Origin of the sequence: Synechococcus sp. CCY9202 (assembly GCF_034931685.1) — a bacterium.
Classification (GTDB): domain Bacteria; phylum Cyanobacteriota; class Cyanobacteriia; order PCC-6307; family Cyanobiaceae; genus CBW1002.
Genome location: NZ_JAYGID010000039.1, coordinates 12,955 through 34,433, shown reverse-complemented (window position 1 = coordinate 34,433; position 21,479 = coordinate 12,955). Strand labels below are relative to the sequence as shown.

The 21,479-nt window shown below is 67.5% G+C and carries 22 protein-coding genes; 7 read left to right on the top strand and 15 right to left on the bottom strand.

Annotated elements, in window-relative coordinates:
- Positions 1 to 434 precede the first annotated feature (434 nt).
- The 7 genes from VB777_RS05820 to VB777_RS05790 form a co-directional block, all read right to left on the bottom strand.
- Complete coding sequence (locus VB777_RS05820) at positions 435 to 1,991, bottom strand: iron ABC transporter permease (RefSeq protein ID WP_323247652.1); 1,557 nt, start codon at positions 1,989 to 1,991, stop codon at positions 435 to 437.
- Positions 1,992 to 2,066: 75 nt separating this feature from the next.
- Positions 2,067 to 3,128: an extracellular solute-binding protein gene (locus tag VB777_RS05815; RefSeq protein WP_416238310.1), complete on the bottom strand. Its 1,062-nt coding sequence runs from the start codon at positions 3,126 to 3,128 to the stop codon at positions 2,067 to 2,069.
- A 152-nt stretch (positions 3,129 to 3,280) separates the two neighbouring features.
- Positions 3,281 to 3,424, bottom strand: coding sequence for a hypothetical protein (locus tag VB777_RS05810; protein ID WP_197156307.1), 144 nt, complete (start codon positions 3,422 to 3,424; stop codon positions 3,281 to 3,283).
- Positions 3,425 to 3,508: 84 nt separating this feature from the next.
- On the bottom strand, positions 3,509 to 4,099 hold the full coding sequence (locus tag VB777_RS05805) for a HupE/UreJ family protein (RefSeq protein ID WP_323247650.1): 591 nt from the start codon (positions 4,097 to 4,099) through the stop codon (positions 3,509 to 3,511).
- 288 nt (positions 4,100 to 4,387) lie between these two features.
- The gene (locus VB777_RS05800; protein ID WP_197156303.1) at positions 4,388 to 5,575 is read right to left on the bottom strand and encodes a CobW family GTP-binding protein; all 1,188 of its coding nucleotides are present in this window, start codon (positions 5,573 to 5,575) and stop codon (positions 4,388 to 4,390) included.
- A 67-nt stretch (positions 5,576 to 5,642) separates the two neighbouring features.
- A complete protein-coding gene (locus VB777_RS05795) occupies positions 5,643 to 6,086 on the bottom strand; it encodes a hypothetical protein (protein ID WP_197170441.1) in 444 nt (147 codons plus the stop codon).
- A gap of 109 nt (positions 6,087 to 6,195) precedes the next feature.
- A complete protein-coding gene (locus VB777_RS05790; RefSeq protein WP_322758611.1) occupies positions 6,196 to 7,563 on the bottom strand; it encodes a diguanylate cyclase domain-containing protein in 1,368 nt (455 codons plus the stop codon).
- A gap of 416 nt (positions 7,564 to 7,979) precedes the next feature.
- On the opposite strand from VB777_RS05790, the gene VB777_RS05785 reads away from it, so the two are divergent.
- The 3 genes from VB777_RS05785 to VB777_RS05775 all read left to right on the top strand — a co-directional run bounded on the left by VB777_RS05785 (position 7,980) and on the right by VB777_RS05775 (position 11,782).
- Positions 7,980 to 9,050 carry a multicopper oxidase domain-containing protein gene (locus VB777_RS05785; RefSeq protein ID WP_197170439.1) on the top strand — a complete coding sequence of 357 codons (1,071 nt, stop codon included), beginning with the start codon at positions 7,980 to 7,982 and terminating at the stop codon, positions 9,048 to 9,050.
- A 101-nt stretch (positions 9,051 to 9,151) separates the two neighbouring features.
- Positions 9,152 to 10,000 carry a hypothetical protein gene (locus VB777_RS05780; protein ID WP_323247646.1) on the top strand — a complete coding sequence of 283 codons (849 nt, stop codon included), beginning with the start codon at positions 9,152 to 9,154 and terminating at the stop codon, positions 9,998 to 10,000.
- A gap of 192 nt (positions 10,001 to 10,192) precedes the next feature.
- Positions 10,193 to 11,782, top strand: coding sequence for an iron uptake porin (locus tag VB777_RS05775; RefSeq protein ID WP_323247644.1), 1,590 nt, complete (start codon positions 10,193 to 10,195; stop codon positions 11,780 to 11,782).
- Here VB777_RS05775 and VB777_RS05770 read toward each other — a convergent pair.
- The 5 genes from VB777_RS05770 to VB777_RS05750 are packed head-to-tail and all read right to left on the bottom strand — an operon-like array spanning position 11,743 to position 15,742.
- Positions 11,743 to 12,195, bottom strand: a complete 453-nt coding sequence (locus VB777_RS05770; protein ID WP_197156296.1) for a Fur family transcriptional regulator — start codon at positions 12,193 to 12,195, stop codon at positions 11,743 to 11,745. The two genes, VB777_RS05775 and VB777_RS05770, sit on opposite strands and share 40 nt — an antisense overlap.
- A gap of 34 nt (positions 12,196 to 12,229) precedes the next feature.
- A complete protein-coding gene (locus VB777_RS05765) occupies positions 12,230 to 13,576 on the bottom strand; it encodes a hypothetical protein (protein WP_323247642.1) in 1,347 nt (448 codons plus the stop codon).
- On the bottom strand, positions 13,573 to 14,337 hold the full coding sequence (locus VB777_RS05760; protein ID WP_197156294.1) for a TIGR03943 family putative permease subunit: 765 nt from the start codon (positions 14,335 to 14,337) through the stop codon (positions 13,573 to 13,575). The genes VB777_RS05765 and VB777_RS05760 overlap by 4 nt, the downstream gene beginning before the upstream one ends.
- The gene (locus VB777_RS05755) at positions 14,313 to 15,278 is read right to left on the bottom strand and encodes a permease (protein ID WP_323247640.1); all 966 of its coding nucleotides are present in this window, start codon (positions 15,276 to 15,278) and stop codon (positions 14,313 to 14,315) included. The genes VB777_RS05760 and VB777_RS05755 overlap by 25 nt, the downstream gene beginning before the upstream one ends.
- Positions 15,275 to 15,742 carry a 6-carboxytetrahydropterin synthase gene (locus VB777_RS05750; RefSeq protein ID WP_197170434.1) on the bottom strand — a complete coding sequence of 156 codons (468 nt, stop codon included), beginning with the start codon at positions 15,740 to 15,742 and terminating at the stop codon, positions 15,275 to 15,277. The genes VB777_RS05755 and VB777_RS05750 overlap by 4 nt, the downstream gene beginning before the upstream one ends.
- A gap of 162 nt (positions 15,743 to 15,904) precedes the next feature.
- Between VB777_RS05750 and hisIE the strand changes: the two genes are divergently transcribed.
- A complete protein-coding gene (gene hisIE, locus VB777_RS05745; RefSeq protein ID WP_323247638.1) occupies positions 15,905 to 16,582 on the top strand; it encodes a bifunctional phosphoribosyl-AMP cyclohydrolase/phosphoribosyl-ATP diphosphatase HisIE in 678 nt (225 codons plus the stop codon).
- Here the strand turns inward: hisIE and VB777_RS05740 are convergent.
- Positions 16,579 to 17,307: an esterase gene (locus VB777_RS05740; RefSeq protein WP_323247763.1), complete on the bottom strand. Its 729-nt coding sequence runs from the start codon at positions 17,305 to 17,307 to the stop codon at positions 16,579 to 16,581. The two genes, hisIE and VB777_RS05740, sit on opposite strands and share 4 nt — an antisense overlap.
- A gap of 247 nt (positions 17,308 to 17,554) precedes the next feature.
- Here VB777_RS05740 and VB777_RS05735 point away from each other — a divergent pair, with 247 nt between their 5' ends.
- From VB777_RS05735 to VB777_RS05725, 3 genes are read left to right on the top strand one after another with little or no spacing between them, the layout of a single operon-like run.
- The gene (locus VB777_RS05735; RefSeq protein ID WP_323247636.1) at positions 17,555 to 18,442 is read left to right on the top strand and encodes a metal ABC transporter solute-binding protein, Zn/Mn family; all 888 of its coding nucleotides are present in this window, start codon (positions 17,555 to 17,557) and stop codon (positions 18,440 to 18,442) included.
- 9 nt (positions 18,443 to 18,451) lie between these two features.
- Entirely contained in the window at positions 18,452 to 19,228 is a 777-nt protein-coding gene (locus VB777_RS05730; RefSeq protein ID WP_197156285.1) for a metal ABC transporter ATP-binding protein, read from the top strand.
- Positions 19,221 to 20,054 (top strand): metal ABC transporter permease, encoded by an 834-nt coding sequence (locus VB777_RS05725; protein WP_416223892.1) that lies wholly within the window; start codon positions 19,221 to 19,223, stop codon positions 20,052 to 20,054. The genes VB777_RS05730 and VB777_RS05725 overlap by 8 nt, the downstream gene beginning before the upstream one ends.
- Here VB777_RS05725 and VB777_RS05720 read toward each other — a convergent pair.
- Together VB777_RS05720 and VB777_RS05715 are read right to left on the bottom strand one after the other, a co-directional pair.
- The gene (locus VB777_RS05720; RefSeq protein WP_323247634.1) at positions 19,995 to 20,720 is read right to left on the bottom strand and encodes a matrixin family metalloprotease; all 726 of its coding nucleotides are present in this window, start codon (positions 20,718 to 20,720) and stop codon (positions 19,995 to 19,997) included. The genes VB777_RS05725 and VB777_RS05720 overlap by 60 nt on opposite strands.
- 167 nt (positions 20,721 to 20,887) lie before the next feature.
- Positions 20,888 to 21,385: a DUF2214 family protein gene (locus VB777_RS05715; protein WP_197170430.1), complete on the bottom strand. Its 498-nt coding sequence runs from the start codon at positions 21,383 to 21,385 to the stop codon at positions 20,888 to 20,890.
- Positions 21,386 to 21,479: the final 94 nt, after the last annotated feature.

Here is a 21,479-nt window from a genome sequence, read left to right as displayed (position 1 = left end):
CCAGAGCAGGCAGAGACCGGCCATGCCCCAGCCTGTGCCATTGGTTACGTGGCCAGGTGATCAGGCCTGGCCGGCGGCGAATTGCTCCGGAAACGTTCCTACGATGGCGATCAGACATCCAGTCGTCGGGTCACGGCTGTCAGAGCACAGTTGTCAGAAGACGGTTGTCATGACCCGCTTGTCATGACCCGGTTGCCATGATCCAGCTGTCCTGACCCAGCTGACCTGCAAGACGTTCTGGTTGCCACCCTTTCCCCGTTCTCCTTCCCACCATTTCCTGCCATGTCCCAGCCTCTCGGCCCCAGTGACGACCCACGCCTACAGGCTCAGGAGTCGGCTGCGCGTGTCACCACGCTGCGTGTCGCCAAGAAGAAAGGCTGCAAGAAGTCGAAATGCTCCAAATGGAAAGGTGGTCAGTGCCGCTGCGGCCGCGATTAGTGCGGGCCCCGCTGCCGTTCCAGGGTGGGCACCAGCGCCATGGCTGCCGCCAGCCCGAGCAGCAGGATCAGCAGGGCCGGTACCAGGGCTGCACCTACCCGTTCGTCGCTGGCGTATTGATACACCCGCACCGAGAGGGTGTCGAAATCGAAGGGTCGTAACGCGAAGGTGAGGGGCAGTTCCTTCACGGTGTCCACAAACACCAGCAGAGCTCCCACCAGCAGCGGACCACGCAGCAGCGGCAGGTGGACCCGCTGCAGCACCTTGAGCCAGCTGCAGCCGAGGCCGGTGGCAGCCTCATCGACACTGGGAGGAATGCGCTCAAGTCCCGCATCCAGTCCACCTTTGGCCACCGCCAGAAAGCGATCGGCATAGCCCCAGACCAGCAGCAACAGCGGACTCAACGCCCAGGGACCGCCCAGCAGCATCAGGGCAAGGGCCAGCACGGCCCCCGGCACGGCGTAGCCCATGCCGGCCAGAAAGGTGATCCGGCGCAGCAGCACCTGGGGAATCCAGCGTTTGGAGATGGCCAGCACCAGGCCAGCTACCACCGTGAGCAGCGCCGCCAGCAGGGCCAGAGCGAAGCTGCGCAGGGTCAGGGCGATCAGGTCTTGGACCGATTCGCCTCGCATCTGATCCCAGCTCGACACGGCCCAGAGCAGGGGAAATCCCAAGGCCAGCATGGGGGGCGACAGGGTGATCACCTGGGCCAGAGCGGCCCTCCAGCCGCTCAGGGACCAGGGCTGCAGCCGGTCTCCCGGCGAGCCCATCCCCCAACGACGGCTGCGGTGGCGGAGCTGCCGCTCGGCTCCGACCAGCACACTCACGATCACCAGTGCGACCAGGGCCAGTCCCACGGCGCCCTGCGGATCACCATCGTTCTGCCAGCGTTGCAGGATCCCCACCGAGAGGGTGGGAACGCCGAGCAGTTCCACGGCTCCCAGCTCATTCACGACCTCCATGCCGCTCAGGGCGATGCCTGCCCCGATCGATGGCAGGGCCATCGGCAGGGCCACCCGGCGAAAGCTGCCCCAGGGGCCCACGCCAAGGCTGCGGGCCGCCTCGATCTGGCGGCGTCCACTCACGGCAAAACTCTCGCTGCCGAGCAGGAAGACGTAGCTGTAGGTGCTCAAGGTGAGCACCAGCACAGACCAGGCCAGGCCATGCACGCGCAGACCGTTGCGGCTGCCCAGATCCACCAGGGTGGCGGCCAGCAGGTAGGACGGCGTCGCCAGCGGTAACAGTTGGGCAATGGCCAGCCAACGCCGCCCTGGGAAGTCGCAACTGGCCGTGAGCCATCCGGTCGTGGTGCCGAGAACGGCGCCGAGCACGCCAACCAGCAGCAGCAGCGCCAGGGTGTTTCCGAGCTGCAGCAGGCCGTCGGGACCGAGATCCAGTGGTTCCGACGCGGCACCGGAGAAGGCGAACAGGGCCAGGCCCACCAGCGGTGCCAGGGCCAGCAGACAGATCAGCCAGACCACCAGCCCCAGGAACAGGCGCCGTGGCGGTCTGCTCTCGAGGCGATCGGCAGGCGATGGCGGGCCTGGGCCCAACGCGCCCTTGGGGGACCAAGGGCTGGATGTCGTGGCAGGGAAGGATGAATCCACGCAATCCTCAGGCGCTTGCACTCATGACCAGCCGTTGGCCTGCATCAACTCCACGGCCTTTCGGTTCTTCTCGCCCATCTGCTGCACCGAGACCCCATCATCTCGGAATGGTCCGAAGTCCTTGAGGATTGCACTGCTGCCGTAACCCTTGAGCGGATATTCAAAATTGGCCTCGGCATAGCCCTCACCGCCGCTGGGGGACGCCAGGAACTCGATCAGACGGGTGGCGGCCTCCGCCTTGGTTGAGTTCCGGGTCACGCCGGCACCGCTGACGTTCACATGAGCCGGGTCGGGGAACACGACCTTGAGCTGCTTGGCCAGGGACTGATCCGCTTCGCCGCTGAGACCGGCGAGCATGCGACCCACGTAGTAGCTGTTCACCAAGGCCACGCCACACTCTCCTTTGGCCACCGCCCGGGCCAGGGGGGTGTCGGAGGTGTAGAAGGGTTGGCTGACATTGGCCACCATGCCCTTGATCCAGCTGACCGTGGCCGGTTCACCCCGTTGAATCAGCTGATCAGCCACCAGGGATTGGTTGTAGACGCTGCGGTTGTTGCGCAGGCAGAGCTTGCCTTGGAGGGCGGGCTTGGCCAGATCGGCATAGGTGCGAATTGTGGCTGGATCCACCATGGCTGGATTCACCACGACCATGCGTACCCGACGGGTGAGTGCGAACCAGCGGCCCTGCGGATCGCGGAGGTTGGCGGGCACATCGCGATCCAGCTGCTTGGAGCTCACCGGCTGGAACAGATCCATGCCCGCGGCCTTGTCAAGGCGGGCAGCATCCACAAGCACCAGCACATCGGCCGGACTGTTGGCTCCTTCGGTGCGAACCCGTTCGATCAGGGCATCGTCCTTGCCTTCCAGCAGGCGCACCCGGATGCCGGTCTGCTCGGTGAAGCTGCGGTAGAGCTCCTTGTCGGTGTTGTAGTGACGGCCGGAGTAGACCCCGAGTTCCTGCACCGGAGTGCGGCCCATCCGACGGACGACCACGGCGGCCCCCGCCGCCACGGCCAGCAGGGCCACAAGCCCAGCGATCACAGGGACGGAAACCGGACGGCGGGGTTGATTGCTGCGAGACATGGAAAAAGGGACCTGCGCTGAAGATCCGAACGTTGTTGGCGGACCCTACGCAGCAGTTCTGCAGAGACCACGACACAAATGAAGCGGCCCGACGTGACATTGGTCACGCCGGGCCGGAGGGATCTGCAGAAACGGGTGGTTCGTGCCGGGATTCAGCGTTGACGGCGCACCGGGATGGGAACCAGCACCGGCTGCATCAGACCGCCGCCACCACTGTCGTCGTCGGAGTCAGCCGTGAGCCAGAAGGCGAGACCGAACAGTGCGAGCACTCCGGTGAAGACAAGCAGTTCAGCCATGGCATCCGGTGCGTGGTCGGCTCAGCGTAGCCACGCTGAACAGTGTGGGTGTAGCCGACATGGCGGTTTTCCTGCCTTGGGATCTCAGCTCAGGGGCGCCAGGGCCAGCACGCCGCCCGCCAGGGTGAGCAGCAGGGCCAGTCGCGCCGTCCAGCCTTCCGGAAGACGGCGGACCGCCAGGAAGGAGCCAGCCACCACAGCGCTGGAGGCCAGTCCCACTCCCAGCCACCAGGTCAGGGCACCGCTGGCCTCCTGGCCATGCAGCAGAGCATGGATGGCCACGGCCAGGGCCACTGGACCTCCGACCAGCGCGAGGGCGGGCGGCCGGGAACGACGCTGCACCTGCAGGATCAAGGCACCCACACCGGAAACGGCAAGAGCCGCCAGGGTTTCGGCCAGTGGTAACTGGGCGCCGCCAGCGCCGATCACCGCACCGATCAGAGCGCCAACCAGGGCGAACACCAACAGGCCGGTGCCCATGCAGGAGGCTGCGGCCCCCACTCCCAGCAGCAGGAGCAGGTGGTCCAGGCCGAGCAGGGGATGGGCGAAGCCACTGCCGAAGCCCGCATCGGCGACGCCGTGGGCGGAAGCGGGCAGGGTCGAGAGCAGGCTGAGGCCAAGGCCTGCCGCCGCAGCCGGCAGCAGGGAACGGTGGATGGAGGGGGGCAGAAGCATGGATGACTCTGTCCGCGCCAGCGCGGGTTGGGAGGGGCGAGCGGTGTTCACGGAGGCTGGTCCCATCCATGCATCCATGGCCTGCATGGATCGGGCCGGCAGATGTGTCTGTGCAGGGTCAGTGTCGGCAGAAATCAGGGCTGGTGAGGGCAGCCAAGGGACAGCACGTCGAGAGAATGGACTGAACCCAGTATCTCGCCTGCTGTCACAGGGCATCGCAGCAATGGAGACAGTGGTGCTGAGAGCGCCAGGGAGTCAGCCACGCCGCTGCCGCTCTGGCTGCCGATCTCAGGCGAAGCCCTTGCCGGCATGTTTGGCCACGCAGGCCTGGAGTTGCTGACGCAGGCGGGTGTGGTCGAGATCGCGGCCAATCAGCACGATCTGATTCTTGCGCTCATCACTGGGCCAGTCGCTGTCATCGATGGAAAAACGCTTGCCAGCCAGGTGGAACACATGGCGCCGCTCACTTTCGTTGAACCAGAGAATCCCTTTGGCACGAAACACACTGCCAGGCAGCTGGTTGTCGAGAAAATTCTGGAACTTGCGCAGGGCAAATGGACCATCGGCAGCGAAGGACAGGGAGGTGAACCCTTCGATCGCCAGATGATCGGGGTGGGCGCCGTGATCATGGTGATGCCCGCCGTGGCCGTGATCGGCATGACTGTGATGGTTGTGATCGTGCTCGGTGTGATCGTGCACGCAATGGCCGTGTTCGTGATCACAGGCGTCGTGATCCGCCGCAGCGGCGGCCCGCTCCTGCTCCGCCTGCTGGCTGGTCGCCACTTTGTCGCTTTCGAACAGGCCCACGCTGAGCAGCAGAGGCAGTGGCACTTCCCCCTTCACCGATCTGAGAATCCGGGCATCGGTCTTGATCGTGCGTAGTTGCCGTTCCAGCTCGGCGAGCCGCTCTTCCTCCACCAGATCGCATTTGTTCAGCAGCAGCATGTCGCTGTAGACGATCTGGGCGCGACCCACTTCTCCGGCCAGAATCTCTTCGCCGAAGTTCTCCGCATCCACCAGGGTGATGATCGAATCGAGGCGGGTCTGCTCGCGCAGATCGCTGCCGAGGAAGGTCATCGCCACCGGCAGAGGATCGGCCAGACCTGTGGTTTCAACCACCAGGTAATCGACGGGGTCAGGACGATCGAGGATGCGGTACACGGCCTCGAGCAGTTCACCGTTAATCGAGCAGCAGATGCAACCGTTGCTGAGCTCGACCATGTCTTCACCGGTGGTGACGACGAGATCATTATCGATGCCGATTTCACCGAACTCGTTCACCAGAACGGCCGTCTTCACCCCCTGCTGATTGGAGAGGATGTGATTCAACAAGGTGGTTTTGCCGGCGCCGAGGAAGCCGGTCAGGATCGTGACTGGCAGGCCTGAGGGCAGCGGCTCCGTCGTTGCCACGGTCGCCGGATCCTGCAGGGGCGCTGTGGCTTCGCTGGCGGCGACACGGCCTGGGGCGGGAGACATGCGCGGTGGGGGAGGACAGCCTGTCTTCAGGGTAAGCGGGCGCGGAGGCTGGTGGCTGCGGCTGGAATCAGGACGGCAGGGCCTGCCGCCACCAGCGCCACCCCTCCAGGTTGATCGCCAGCCCCAGCAGCACCAACACGACCATCAGCACCACTTGATCCAGGCGCGAATCCGGGACGACGATGTCGGCGATCAGGTGGGGAATGTTGGTGATGGTGTAGACGATGCTGAACCAGAAATGAAGGCGCCGCCAGGGTCGCCACCGCCGAGATCCCTGGGGATCACTGGCCGCATAGGCGATCAGAAGCACGGCTAGAAGTGGCAACAGGAAGTATCCCAGCATCGCCCCGAACAGCAGAGGCAGCTGGGCAGCATCCACATGGCTCTCGATCTCCGGCGATTGGCCATGAAACAGAGGCATCAGCCCCAGCTCGACATGGAAGAGCATGGCCAGCAACCAGCAGATCCAGAGGCTGCGCAGTCGCAGGGCGTAGTCGATTGGGAACGTCATCAATGCAGCTGGGAACTGTCGGCTCGGGGCCTCTGCCGCTTCAGTCTGGACAGGATTTTCGCCATTGTTTTCGCCACTGACTTCTCAACGTTGATCGGCTCTCAGGGTTTCAATCATCCAGGACTGGGTCGTAGATCTCCACGGAGTCCCCTTTCTGTCGCTTGGCGCGATACATGGCCAGATCCGCCTGATGCAGAAGGTCAGCAGCAGCTGTGAGAGGGTCGGAGGTCATGGCGATGCCGATGCTGATGCGTGGTTGCAGCACTGCGGTGTCAACGTGCAGCGTGCTGCCCACCTGCTTCTTCAGCCGATGGGCCATGGCGAGCGCCTGCTGCCGACTGCCGCATTGCTCCAGGACAACGACGAACTCGTCTCCAGCAAAGCGCACCAACACGTCGTCGGGGCGCAGTGCGGCCTGAAGACGCTTGGTGATGGCCACGAGCAGGCGGTCACCCACAGTGTGGCCGTAGGTGTCGTTCACTTCCTTGAAGCGGTTGAGATCGCAGAACATCACCACTGCCTGACCGGCGTGGCGGTGCAGGCGATCAAGGGCGGTCTGCAGGTAGTCGCCGAGGGAGCGTCGATTGGGCAGGCCAGTGAGCGGATCCTGGTAGGCCTGGTTCTTGAGATGCTGCAGGTTGTGATGGCGTGAGGTCACGTCCCGCTGAACCGAAATCCAGTGGGTGAACCAGCCGCTGGGGTCCTGCAGTGGGGAGATCGCTATGTCCACCCAGTAGGTGCTGCCGTCCTTGCGGTAATTGAGCACTTCGGCGTTGAAACTCCGCCAGTTTTCCAGGGCCGTGCGCATGCCGGCCCGCACCAGAGCACTGGTCCCGGCTCCCTGGAACATCCGCGGACTGCGTCCCAGAACTTCCTGGTAGGAGTATCCGGTCTGGGAAAGCAGCGCGGCATTGGCATAAAGAATCACGGGGCCAGGAGCTGCGAAGGGCTCAGCTGTGGTCACCAGCACCACGTCGCCGATCGCGTGCAGCAACCGCTCAAACAGTTCCACACGTTGGCGCGCGATGGCCTCGGAGCCACGCTGTGGCTGGAGCAGGCTGGGGCCAGCGAAGCCTTCCTCAAAGGCGAGCAGTCCGACCCCCACGCCATCGTCGGTGCGAAACAGTCTCACCAGCAGAGATGTTTCCTGCCAGGGGAGCCAGAGATCACGAGGACCCTCCTGGGTCATCACCAGGCTGTGCAGCTGGATCGCTTCGGCCAGGGCTGGCCAGAACGGCAGGAGGGCGCCACCGATCGCTGCGCTCAGACCCTCTCCCAGACAGGCATGGGCCTCGCGATCGGCGTAGAGGATCGTGAGGCAGGCCTTATCGATGCCAGGGCTTTGGGGGTCAAGGCCCCTGATCAGCAGCAGACCATCGCCGGGAAGCAGCAGAAAGGGTTCGAGGCCGGCAGAGGAATCCTCCGGGCGCAGAATCACTCCGGTGATCGTTGATTCGCTGTCAGACGCACGCTCCATGGGCTCCGGGCGGGATCGACCCGGCGGATCAAGGCTGGCTTGATCAACTGCGGAGCCGCTGGATACGGATTGAATATCAATGCTAAAGGGTCCTATTGCTGACCCCCCCCCCCCGAAGTGTTCCAACAATTTGCTCATTATGCATCAAATCATCTCGCTGGCCATAGACTTGTGGCGCTGGAAACATGTTTCGTGATCCAGGCCTCCACGTCATCCGCCGCTGCGGCGTATCGAGCCGGAGAGGCTTGGGCCACGACCCTGCGGTGCGGCAAGAGGTGAGAAGCCTGTCGGCGGACCTGCCGGACCTTCCATCGGAATCCCGGTAACGGCGGCTTAGCTTGATCGCCTTGCGTTGACGTGGGCACTGCAGAGGATCAGCTCCCAGGCCCCCGTACCTGACCTCTTTGTCCGCCTGCATGCAAGGCCCACCCGATTCCGGCCAGCTCTCTTCAGGTCAGCTGCCTGCCAATCAGCCCTCCTCCAGTCAACCGACGCGATGGAGTCGGCGCCAGATCCTTCCCCTCGCGGCCGGAGCCCTGGGGCTGGGCCTGGGGGGTCTGCTGTTGCCGCGGTCCGGCGGGGTTGGGCGACAGCCTCCCGCCGGTCAACGCCATCCACCGCTGTCCCCTGCCGGCGAAGGGGATAGGCCGCTTCCCTTCGACCCGATGGCGGTCCTGCGGGAGTTCCACACCGGTACCGTCCGCCGGGAAGACGGCCGCCTTGTGCGGGAATTTGATCTCACGGCCGACACCACCCTGCTGCCGCTCAACCCGGCCGTGACCTTCAAGGCCTGGGCCCTGAATGGACGGGTGCCCGGTCCGACCCTGCGGGCCAATGCCGGCGATCGCTTGCGGATCGTGTTCCGCAACCAGGACAGCACCTCCCACAGCCTTCATTTTCATGGCATCCATCCGGCCGCGATGGATGGGATCCGACCCGTGCGCCACGGGCGCAACACCGTCTATGAATTTGATGCCGAACCTCACGGCATCCATCCCTACCACTGCCATGTGGCCCCGGTGACCCGTCATGTGAGTAAAGGGTTGTATGGCCTGTTGATCGTGGATCCTGTCACGCCACGACCGCCCGCCGACGAACTGGTGCTGGTGATGGGGGGCTATGACCTGAAGGGCCAGGGGCGCAATGATCTGTATGCCTTTAATGGCATCCCGAATTACTACCGGGATCATCCGATCGATCTCTATCAAGATGCTCTGATTCGACTTTATGTTCTTAACATGGTCGAGTGGGATGGGCCGCTCACCTTCCACCTCCATGCCAATCTCTTCAAGGTGTATCGTTCCGGTCTTTCCTCCACTCCGGATGAGCTGAGTGATGTGATCACCATGGGTATGGCGGAGCGCCATATTCTGGAGTTCAGCTATCGCTACCCTGGCCTATACATGTTTCATCCCCACCAGGATCAGATCGCCGAGCGCGGCTGCATGGGGCATTTCAACGTTGTGCCGCGCCCGATCAACGGTTGATCACGCGGCCAGGTCACGTTCGTCACACTTCAGCGTGACAGAAGGCTTTGCCCTTTGCCGAGGCCGGCGGAGGATCGCCCCATCCAGCTGTTGCCGATTCCATGGGTCAGGGGCGCCGTGCCATTGAACTGTTTCTCGCCCTCGGTGCTTCGGCGGGTCTGGCTGTGGGCTGCGGTCTGCCCTATCAGGACGGCGCGGCGGGGCCCGAGAGCGGCGGCGCCACTGCCACGTCCCCTGCCCCTGGCGCAGGCCACCACGAAGGTGGAGAGGGGGGCGAGGGAGGCGAGGGCGAAGCCGGGCACGGCAACACTAGCCATGGCGAACGCAAGGATCCGGGCTCACCGCTCACCTACGCCACGGTGCTGGGCCTGATGCAGGGGCACCTGCTGGTGGCCGGCGAGCTGATGCAGCGGGGCCGGGCTGCGGATGCTGAACCCCACCTGGCCCATCCCGCCGATGAGCTCTACGGCGACCTGGAGCCGGAACTCAGCCGCCGGGGTGCGGTGCCCTTCCGAGGCAAGCTCACGGTGCTGCAAGACCTGATCCGTACAGCTCCCACGGCACCGGCCACCGCGCAAGCCGTGGAAGAGGCCCGCCGCTCGATCGATCAGGCCCTCGCCGTGCTGCCGAATTGGGAGCGCCGCGATCCGGCTTTTGTGGCGACGGTGATTCGGGAGTTGCTCAACACCGCCGCCAGCGAGTACGAGGCGGCCATCACCGATGGCCGGATCGCTGAAACGGTGGAATACCAGGACTCCAGGGGATTTGTTCTCTACGCCGAGCAGCTCTTCAGCGGCATCGCGCCGCAACTGGCAGCCAGCGACCCTGCCCTGGAGCGGAAGCTGGCGTCCACCTTCGCGGCCCTGAAGCCGGCCTGGCCCGATCCGGTGCCGCCCAGTCGCCCCGTGCTCACGGCTCAGGAGGTGCGGCAACGGACGGCCGCCCTCTGAGAGAGGCCGCTCTGAGAGACTCCCGTTGGACGCTCCTCCAACAGGGCGGAGCGTCGACTGAGGCATCCGGTTGATCCAGCAAACTGCTGCAACGGTGAGAATGATTCTCGCTCTTGGCGCAGGGCGCTCGCCGCTTTGTCGCCCCTGATCCCACCGATGTCCCAAACCCCTTCAGCCTTTGTGACGCATCCGATGGTCAGCCCCGCCGCCGCTCGCCGCCGTGCCTGCCTCGCCCCTCTGGCGGCAACGCTGCTGCTCAGCCCCCTTGCCGCTGAGGCAACGGAGCTGAATCTCGAGGGGATGAACCGTTACGCCGCTGCCGCCGGCCTGGAGGGCCAGGAGCAGGTCACCAGCATCAACCAGTTCTCCGACGTTCGCCCCACGGACTGGGCCTACCAGGCTCTCAGCAACCTGATCGAGCGCTACGGGTGCGTCGCCGGCTATCCCAACGGCACCTACAGGGGCGGTCAGGCCATGAGCCGCTACGAAGCGGCGGCCCTGCTGAACGCCTGCCTCGATCGGATCACCGAGGTGACCGACGAGCTCAAGCGCCTGATCAAGGAGTTCGAGAAGGAGCTCGCCGTCCTCCGCGGCCGCGTCGACGGCCTTGAAGCCAAGGTGGGCGAGCTGGAGGCGACCCAGTTCTCCACCACCACCAAACTCTCGGGCCTGGCCACCTTCGTGCTGGGGGGCAATGCCTTTGGCGGCAGCGCCGCCGCGCTGGTGGAGGACAGCCGCCGCCGCTTCGGTGCCACCACGTTCAATTACGACGTCCAGCTCAATTTCGACACCTCCTTCACCGGCAAGGACCTGCTGCGCACCACCCTGCGCGCCGGCAACTTCGATGGTGACACCAACAGCTTCGGCGGTGCCGGTCCGACCAACCTCTCCCAGCTGGAGACCGCCTTCCAGGAGGAGGCCGGTCCCAATGTCGTGGGGATCGATCGGCTCTTCTATCAGGTTCCGCTCGGGGCCGGCCTCACCGCCACCATCGGCGCCCGGGTGGGCCAGGAGGACATGCTGGCCCTCTGGCCCAGTGTCTACCCCGATTCTGCGGTGCTGGACGTGCTCACCCTCAACGGGGCACCGGCGGCCTACAACAAGAATCTCGGCGCCGGCGCCGGCCTCTGGTGGCAGAGCGACGGGGGTCTGAGCCTCAGCGCCAGCTACGTGGCGGCCCATGGCCAGGAGGGCAATCCGGCTCAGGGCGGCATCGCCACCGATGGCGCCGGGGGCACCGGCACGGTGCAGATCGGCTACGGCCAGGAGACCTGGGGCGTGGCCGCGATCTGGTCACGCATCCAGAACGGCAACGACCTCGTGGTCTACGGCACCCCCTTCACCCTCGACAGCTACCTGTTGCCTGGCAGCACCGATGCCTTCGGACTGAGCGGCTACTGGCAACCGCAGACGACGGGCTGGATTCCCTCGATCAGCGCGGGCTGGGGCATCAATCGCAGCCGCTACGACGATGCCCCGGCGGGCAGTGTGCGCACCAGCCAGTCGTGGAGCGTGGGCCTGCAGTGGCTCGACGCCTTCGCCAGCGGCAATGCCGCCGGCATGGCTGTGGGACAGCCCACCTTCGCCACCAGCCTCGAGGGTGGCGACACACCCCGCGACGGCAATTTCGTCTGGGAGTGGTGGTACAAGATGCAGCTCACCGACAACATTTCGGTGACGCCGGCGCTCTTCTACCTCAGCCGCCCGCTCGGGCAGGACAGCCCGGACGGCCGCAGCTTTCATCAGTTCGGCGGCCTGGTGAAGACCTCCTTCAGCTTCTGATCCGCTTCGGTCTCCTGCCGCTGCCGGCAGTCGCGGCACAGCCCGAAGAATTCGAGGGTGTGGAACAGGGGCTGGAAGCCGGCCAGGTCCCCGTCCGGCAGGGCCAGGCCATGGACGGGGCAGTGGTGCAGCACCAGGGAGGTGCCGCAGTCGACGCAGGTGAGGTGGTGTTCATCCCGCTCGGTGGGGGCGAACAACGCTTCGCCCGTGGGTAGATGGCGGCAACGCACCAGCCCCCGCTGCTGGAGTTGGCGCAGGTGCCGGTACACCGTGGCCAGCCCCATGGCCTGGGGACTTCCCCGCAGGCGGGCGTGGAGCTCCTGGCCGGAGAGTTCCGCATCGGCCCGGCCGAGCTCCTCCAGCAGACCCTGCTGGCGAGGCGGAAGTCGATCAGTGGTGGGGGGCGGACCCATGGAACGCGAAGCGACAGGCGTCGGGGGGTTTGTTCTACCCCGCCGGTAGCCATTGCGCCTGCAGCACGGGCTGATCGAGGGGATCGAGTTCCAGGCGAGTGGCGTCGATCAGCACGGCGCGCGCCGCCGTCACGGTCTGCTTCGGACCCGTCGTGCTGCCCGCCGCGGCGACGGGCCGGAGCGTCGCCAGCAGGCGGTCGGTGCTGGGGTCGTACTGCAACCCCTTACCGGGCTCCAGTTCCCAGCCCGTCAGGGTGCGGCGGCGCAGCAGCCGGCCCTGCCGATCGAGGGAGAGCAAGGTGAGGCGTTGGGCCACGGTGGCGTCCAGCAGCAGCACCCAGACCCGCTGGCCGCCCCGATCACAGGCACTGGCCATCAGGGCTTGCGAACCCACCCAGAGCTGTCGCGGTGCCTGGCCGGGTTCCACCAGCTCCAGCGATCGGCGGAAATCGGGCCAGTGGCGCACCAGCAGGGCCCTGCCGGCCTGGGGGCAGAAGCTGCTCAGATCCCGGCTGCCCGGCAGGACCTGGCGCCGGGCAACCCGGGGGGGCAGATCCACCAGGGCCAGTCCCTCAGGCAGGGGCACCACCGCCGCTCCCCCCTCCGGCAGCAGCTGCACCCCCCCGGAGGCCTCCAGATCGAGCAGGCGTGAGTCGCCCCCAGCTGACCAGAGGCGCAGCACCGATTCTCCCGGCATGCCCATGGTGGACTGGACCAGCAGATCGCCGCGCTGGTTGCCGCTGAGGTGGGCAAACGTGAGGCTTTCGGGCAGCAGAGGTTCCAGGCGGCCCGCCTGGACGGGGCCCAGTCCCTGGGCCAATGGGGCGAGGTTGCGTTGCCGCAGGGGCAGGCGCCAGACCCGGTGCTCCCCCTCCGGCGAACGGCTCACCAGAGCCAGCGACCGGCCGCCGCCGGTGGGCTGGACCTGCAGGATCCGGTGCCACACCGGCGAGAGGGGATGCCAGCGACCGTCCCGCTCCCGCAGCTGCAGCTGTTCGCCCCCCGGCACCGGCACCACGGCCAGCACCCGCGGCCGCGGATCCCACCACCAGGCGCCAGGCCGCAGGGCCAGCCCGCGCCGATCGCGCCCCTCCAGCTCCAGGCGCAGGGGCTCGCTCAGGCGTTGCCCCGCTGAAAGACTCAGCATCAGACCATCGCCCTCCCCCAGCCAGCGGTGCTCCAGGGGCGGCTGCAGCCGACTGGACCTGGCGATGCTGGCGCTGTCCATCGGCCGGCTGAAGCGGCTGCGCAGGGCCGCAGGGCCGGAGCTGGCGGGCGCCGGTTCGAGGGCCTCCAGCCTTGGAGGCTGGCGCAACAGCCATTGCTGCTGCGCCAACGCCAAAACTGCCGGGACCCCGAGGGCGAGCAGCAGCTGCCTCATGGCTCCAGGGGCCGGGCCGGCCGTGGGATCTCTCGAATCTGGGTGGGCACCACCACCAGACGCTCGCCGCCGGGCTTGCTTTCCAGGGCCATTCGCCCCTCGAGGGCAAGCCACTGGTCGGCCCGAGGCAGGGGCGAGGTTGTCGGCCAGCGGACCGGCATTCCCACGGGGGTGGCATCGGCCAGGCAACAGCGCACGAGCAGGCGGGCCAGCTGCGGAGGTTCCCCCTCCATCGGCAGCACGAAGCCGCTGATGCGCACCGGATCACCGACGAACAGGCGGGGATCGGGCTGGCTGCGCAGCAGCCGGACCCAGTCGGTGAGGCTGCGCTGGGCCGGGGGCAACACGAAGCTGAGGCCCTCCTCGCTGGTGGTGTCGCGGGGGCGCTGGCCCGCCAGATCCGCAAAGGAGGGGTTCGGCGGCACGGCCAGCACCAGCAGGGCGAGCACCGCAGTGCCCAGTAGCCCCGGTAGTTGGTTACGGCGCAGCCGATCCGCTCCAGGGGCCCCGGCCTTGCTTCCCTGGCGCCAGGCCTGGGCCATCTGCAGGACTCCCAGCAGCAGCAGCAAAGCCCCGGCCAGCCAGACCAGCGGATGGAACACCTCGCGCAGCAGCAGGGCGAGCCGGTCGCTGGCGGCACTCTGCAGCAGCACCAGCCCCCACAGGCCCAGTCCCAGGCCCCGCCAGAGGGCGGCCCGCCGGGGCAGATCCCCCCAGCCGGGGCGATGGGGTGGGGTCAGCCGCGCCACAGGTTCACCCATTGCCCAATCAGCAGCACCGTCAGGCTCGCACCGGCGGCGGTGAGGGCCAGTCCTACGGGACGCAACAGCAGCCCCAGCAGACCGACCAGCTTGAGGTCGATCACCGGCCCGAGCAGAAGGAAGGCCAGCAGTGCCCCGGGGGTGACCTGGGCCGCGAAGCTCAGGGCGAGGAAGGCATCCACGCTCGAGCAGACCGAAACGATCAGGCTGAGCAGCATCAACGCCACGATCGACAGGGTGGGGGCGCCGCCCACCGCCAGCAGCCACTCCCGCGGCACCAGGGTCTGGACCAGGGCCGCCATGACGCAGCCCAGCACCAGCAGCACCGCCAGATCGAGGAACTCCTGGCTGCCGTGGCGCAGCACCTCACACCAGGGTGGCCGCGGCGGGTTGACGGCCGCCGGCACCATGGCGGCATTGCCCCCCAGCACCCCCGTGCTGCGCTCCAGCAGGTTCACGCTGGCCAGGGGCTGATGCAGACGCCGTTCGGCCAGCAGATCCGGCTGCAGCAGGCGGGATTCCGGCAGCAGCGCCAACAGGCTCGCCAGAGCCAGGGCCACCAGCACGGCTCCCAGGGGCCGGGCCAGCAGCAGCCAGGGCTTGTTGGGGAAAGCGGCCCAGGTGCCGGCCAGCACGATCGGGTTCAGCACCGGCGCGGCAAACAGGAAGCCCAGGGCTGTGCCCAGGGGCGCCCCACCGGCCAGCAGGCGGCGGGCCACCGGCACATTGCCGCACTCACAGGCCGGTAGGGCGAAACCGAGGGCAGCCCCGGTAAGGGGACCGCCCAGGGGATGGTGGGGGAGCTGTCGCAGCCAGCGGCCGCCGGGGGCCAGCCAGCGGGCCACCGACGAGATCAGCACCCCCAGCAACAGGAAGGGCATGGCCTCGATCAGCAGCCCCTGGAACAGGGCCCAGGCCGTGGCCAGCCGGGCCGCGTTCATCCGGCCACCTCCGTCCGGAACCAGGTGGGGGTGGCCTCGTAGCAGGCGGCGTTCTTCTCGTTTTCACGGGCCTCCACCTTCCAGCAGCAGGCACGCCCCCCCTCCTGCTCCCGCAGCAGGGTGTTGGCCCAGCCCCACACCAGCTCGGCGCTGGCCTCCATGCCCACGTTGTCCATCACCCGCAGATCGAGGGCGCCGCCGGCGTGCAGGCGTTGCCAGTCCGGCAGGAGCGGGTCGTCGGCATTCACCAGGAAGGTGTGGTCGAACTGGTCGGCGAGGCGCTGCTCCAGGCCGCTGAGGGCTGAGAAGTCCACCACGAAGCCGTGCTGGTCCAGCTGGAGAGCCCGAAACCAGACGGTGAAGGAGCGGCTGTAGCCGTGCACGAAACGGCAGTGGCCGCTGTGTCGCCACTGGCGATGGCAGCAGGGATAGCCGCTGAAGGTCTTGGAACAGGTGTGACTCAAGGGGCTCGGCGGACCGGCGGCAAGTCTGCTGTGTCCTGCGGCCGGTCGGGGCGCTGCAGGGCCCTGCGGGAGCTATCGGCGGGAGTGGGCGGAATCCGTGGGCGTCGGAAGGCGAAACTGGCTGTGGTTCCGCTTCCGACTGACCTGCGGGTCCCGATGACCATGACCGAACCCCTGGAGGGAAGCCTTCAGTCGTTGCCCCCGCTGCGCTTCAACGACGCTGGCCTGATCCCGGCGATCGCCCAGGACTGGCTCGATGGGGCCGTGCTGATGGTGGCCTGGATGAACCGGGAGGCGATCGAGCGCACCCTCTCCAGCGGCGAGGTGCATTACTGGAGCCGCTCCCGGCAGGAGCTCTGGCACAAGGGCGCCACCAGCGGTCACTTCCAGCGGCTGCGGGGCCTCCGCTACGACTGCGATGCCGACGTGCTGCTGCTGACCATCGAGCAGATCGGTGACGTGGCCTGCCACACCGGGGCGCGCAGCTGCTTCTACGACCAGGGCCCGCTGGCCACCGCCGGTGGAGCGGAGGCCCCGCCTCCCCCTGCCGACGCCTGCACCGAACTGATGCGGGTGATCGAGGGCCGCCGCGACCAGCCGGAACCGGGCAGCTACACCAACAAGCTGCTGGAGGGGGGTGATAACCGCATCCTCAAGAAGGTCGGTGAGGAGAGCGCTGAGTTCGTGATGGCCTGCAAGGACGACGACGGCCCTGCGATCGCCGGTGAGGCGGCGGACCTGCTCTTTCATCTGCAGGTGGCTCTGGCCCACCACGGGGTGAGCTGGCGGCAGGTGCAGGAGGTGCTGGCCTGCCGGCGTGGCGCTCCCCGCCGCGACTAAGCGGGGAACCCACTACCACCGGTGGCGATGCCGCCCAGCCCTGCTGCCACCGCAGCCCACCACTGCGCCGCCACCTCCGGTGTGCCGTACCACCGCGGTCCGAAGGCGCCACCATGGGCCACCCCGGCCAGGGTGATCGCCTCGGATCCAGCCAGCAGGGCCGAAGTCACGGGCACAAGACCATCGCCAGGGGCGTCGGCATCGCCGCAGATGTTGCGGTAGGAGGACGGAGCGAGGCGGCGGGCGGTGGGGCTGAAGGCAGCGGGTGGGAGGTCCCCCGCCACCGAGACGTAGCGCACCTGATCGGCGAAGGGGCAACCGGGCAGCTCCCGGTCGACCCGTTGGCGCAGCGGCGTGGCCCGCCGCGCGGTGTGGGGACTGCCGAGCATCACCAGGGTGTCGGCTCGGGCTTTGCCGTTGTAGGTGCGACCTTCAAAGGGTTGATCCGCCAGGAAGAGGCGCAGCATCACCCCACCGGAGCTGTGGCCGATCAGGGTGACGCGGCCCGTGGAGGAACGGGCGGCCTGTTCGGCCACCAGGACGGCGACCCGATCGAGCAGCCGCACCCAGCCGAAGGGGAAGGAGGTGAGCAGCCAGTCGAACCGGCTGGCGGGCACCAGCAGCACCGGCTGGGAGGTCTGGTCCTGGAGCCAGAGCCGCAGGGGTTCGTAGGCCTCGGCGGTGATCAGGAAGCCACCGAGGATCACGATCGGCTGCTGGGTCATCGCCGGGGGCGTCACGGACAGGCCACCAGCCAACCATCCCCCCGGCAGGATCGGCCCAATCACCTGGGAGAATGATTCTCATGCTTCTGGCGTTGCCATGGCCTCCCTGCTTCCCGCGTGCCTGGGCGTCCTGCCGGGGGTGGCACTGCTGCTTCTGGCCGGATGCACTGCCCCCGTCGGTGGGCCCGCATCCCCGCCGACCGCTGAAACCGGGAGGGCCGAATCCGGGGCGATGCCACCTCGGCCGGTGGTTGTCACCACGGTGCTGCCGATCACGTTGCTGACCCGGGCCGTGGCCGGCGACTGCGCCACGGTGGAGCCCCTCTTCCCCTCCACCACCGATCCCCATGACCTGCAGGTGCGACCGGCCGAGATGGCCCGTCTCGCCCGGGCCAGGGTGCTGGTGCGCAACGGCCTCGGCCTGGATGACTTCCTGCTGCCCCTGATCGACGGTGCCGGCCGTTCTGATCTGCGGGTGATCGAGGCCAGCCGCGGTGTCACTCCCCTGCCGGCGGACCACGACGATGGCCATGGGCATGGCGGTGACCACGACCATTCAGACAGCCATGGGGATGTGAATCCCCATGTGTGGCTCGACCCCCTGCGGGCCCGTCAGCAGGTGGGCACCATCCGCGATGGGCTGATCGCCGCCGACCCCAGCTGCCGCAAGGGTTACGACGAGCGAGCGGAGGCCTTCTCGCGACAACTCACCGCTCTCCACCAGACGCTGGATCGCCAGCTGACTCCCTATCGGGGCCGCACCGTGGTGACCTTCCATGATCTGCTGCCTTACTTCGCGGTGCGCTACGGACTCCAGCGGGCCGTGCTTGTCAGCCTGCCCGGGGAGAGTCCCTCCATCGCCGCCCTCGAGCAGGCCGGTCGCATCGCTCGCCGGGAGGGTCTGCGGGGCCTGCTGGCCGAGCCCCAGCAGAACAACCGGGCCCTGGTGGCCCTCTCCCGTGATCTGGGTCTGCCGATCCTGCGCTTCGATCCGTTGGAGCGGGGTGAGGAGAGCAGCGAACCGTCCGCCGCCCGCTATCTGCGCACCATGGAGGCGAACGGTGCCGCGGTGGCCGCCGCGCTGGGAGGGTCGGCGGCCCGGTCCGCCGGGGTGGGCGCTCCCGCGGATCGCTAGGTTGAAGCGATGGCGGAAATGATTCTCGAAGTCAGCGGCCTCACGGTGCGGCGGCGGGGTACCACCGCGGTGGAGAACGTCAGCTTCTCGCTCGCCGCTGAATCCGATACCGCGCTGGTGGGCCCCAATGGCGCCGGCAAGAGCACCCTGGTGCAGGCCATCCTCGGTCTGCTTCCCCATCAGGGCGGCCAGGTCCGGCTGCTGGGCGAACGCCTGGATGGCCGGGGCCGCCTTCCCGTCAGCGTGCGCGAGCAGATCGCCTATCTGCCGCAGCGGCTGGCCCTGACCGGACCCATCCCGCTCACCGTGACGGAATTCGTGGGTCTCGGTTGGGATGGCACCAGACTGCGCCTGCCCTGGAGAGGCGAGGGGCGACGCCGTGATGCCATCCGCTCCGCCCTGGCCAAGACGGGCTGCGAGGGCTTCGCTGAGCAGCGGATCAGTGACCTCTCCGGCGGGCAGCTCAAACGGGTGCTGCTGGCCTTCTGCGTGGTTCGCCCCCGCCGGCTGCTGGTGCTCGATGAAGCCCAGGCGGGCCTCGATCCCCAGGCCTCGGAGGCCTTCCAGCAGCTCCTGTTCAGCCTGCGGCGCAGCGAGGGCTGGACGATCCTGCAGGTCTCCCACGACCTCGACATGGTGCGCCGCACCTGTGATGGGGTGCTCTGCCTCAACCGCAGCCTGCGCTGCTCCGGCAGCCCCGATCATGCCCTGAGTCAGGCCCAGCTGGAGCGGCTCTATGGCCGCGACTATCTGCCCTATCACCACCACCATGGCGCCGGTGGGTGACGCGGTCTCGTTTCCGGAGCTGCTCGCCCTGCCCTTTCTGCAGCGGGCACTGCTGGCGGGTGCCCTCACCGGCGCCCTCGGAGGCGTGCTGGGCAGTTTCGCGGTGCTGCGCCAGCTCTCCTTCTTCAGTGATGCCCTGGGCCACTCGGCCCTGCTCGGCATCAGCCTGGGCGTGGCCCTGGGACTGAATCCCACCCTGGTGCTGATTCCCTTCGCGGTGCTGTTCGCCCTGCTGGTCAATCACCTGGTGGAGCGCAGCCAGCTGCCCACCGACGCCCTGCTCAACATCATCTACTCCTCCTCCCTGGCGATCGCGGTGGTGGCCCTGAGCCTGCTGCCCGGGTACCAGGGCGGGCTGCAGCAGCTGCTCTTCGGCGACATCCTGGGGGTGGACGGGCTTGATCTGCTGCTGGTCACTCTGTTGCTGCTGGGGGTCGGCACTTACCTGTTGGCGACCCGCAGCAGCCAGATCCTGCTCAGCCTCGATGAGTCCCTTGCCCTCTCCCGCGGGGTGGAGGCTCAGCGGCAGCGCCTGCTCTTCGTGGTCGTGCTGGCGGTGGTGGTGGCGGTGTCGATCAAGGCGGTGGGGGTGCTGCTGATCAGTGCCTTCGTGGTGATTCCGGCCTGCGCCGCGCGGCTGGTGAGCCGCCACTTCGGTGGCTATGTGCTGCTGGCCGCCGCCCTCGGCAGCGGCGGCGCCGTGGTGGGCGTGCTGGCCTCAGCGTTCCTCAACCTTCCCTCCGGACCCTGCGTGGTGATCGTGCAGCTATTGGGCTTCCTGCTCGCCCTGGCTGCCGGCCGGAGGCTGCAGGGCCGGGCCGCCTGAGTCGGGGGCGAAAACACTGGGCTGCTGCTGCAGCCAGCGGAGGGTGGCGCGGTCGCGGGGACCGATCTCCAGCACTGGGTTTGCCCCTGGCACCGCTGCCATCACATCAGCAGGCTGGTCGCTGTGGCCCCACAACCCGAAAGCATGGCCCAGTTCATGCAGGGCGGTGGCTTCGATGCCCAGCTGCCGTTGGTTCGGAGAGAGCAGCACCTGCAGGCGGGGCTCCAGCTGCCAGGCACCGTTGTGCCGTACCCAGCGCGCCCCCAGCAGCTCAGCGCGCCCATGGCTGGCCCGCTGCTCTCCCTCCAGAAGCCGCAGCGGCGGTCGGCGCCGCAGCACCTGAATCTGGGCGGCGGCGGGATCCTCCACCCGCTCGATCACCAGCAGCTCCTGCCAGCGGGTCAGGGCCGCCTCCACCGCCTCGCTCCAGCGGCGATCCCAGAGGGAGGCCTCGTCCCCGATCGGTTCGATCCAGACGCACCAGGGAGAGCGGTGAATCCAGCCCCAGGGGCCAGGTTGGAGCCGGTGGCGGTAATCCTCGAAACCCTCGGGACTGGCTGCTGACGCTGCCGTGCCGCTCGATGGCCTGGTAGTCGGTGTCCTGGCGATCGAGTCTTGGGTGATCGGCGTCTCTGGTGGAACTGCCGCAAGGACCGCCTCGGGCACTGGGCAATTGGGTTGATCCGAGACTGTGGGGGGTGCCAGCGGAGCCCTGGGAACCGGGGAAACTGACCTTGCGGCCGGAGGTGGCGCCATCGCGCCAAACAGCAAGACTGCAAAGGCTGACCCTGAAGCCGCACTGGCGATCAGGATCCGCCCGGTGCGGCCAGTCCTCACCCGGCTCCTCCAGGCAGTCCAACGCCGCGAGCCATCAACGTGGCCAACAGGGGGATGGCGGCGAATCCGGCCAGCTCGATGTTGAGGATCCAGCCCAGACGCTTGGCCAGGGCCTCGCTCACCTGCGGAGCTTCACCCTTGCGCAACGGAATGGCCCAGAGGATGTAGGTGATCGTGGGATAGAGCGACAGGCCCCCCACCGACAGGTAAAGGCCCACCTTCCACCAGAACAGGGGATTCTCGGTGTAGAAGGCGCTGCCCTGGCCGAAGTGGAGCACGCGCAGGATGCCGCTCCCCAGCAGGGCCAGGGCTGCCAGGCCGTAGACCACGTCAGTGATCACCATCAGCGTGGCGTCCTGCTTGCTGGGGTTGGGGCGGATCAGCCGCCGCTCCAGCACCAGGGCCCCGAAGCAGAGCATGAAGCTGAGGTAATGCACGTAGGCCACGCCGGCGCTGGAGAGCACCGGGGTGGGCAGGGCAGCGAAGCCTGGCATCGATGGGGTGGAGCGTTGGCAGCGACGGTAGCCAAGGCACTTCGGCCTCAGCGGACGGCCACCGCTGCTCTGGACAGACCGCTGCCCGGGACAG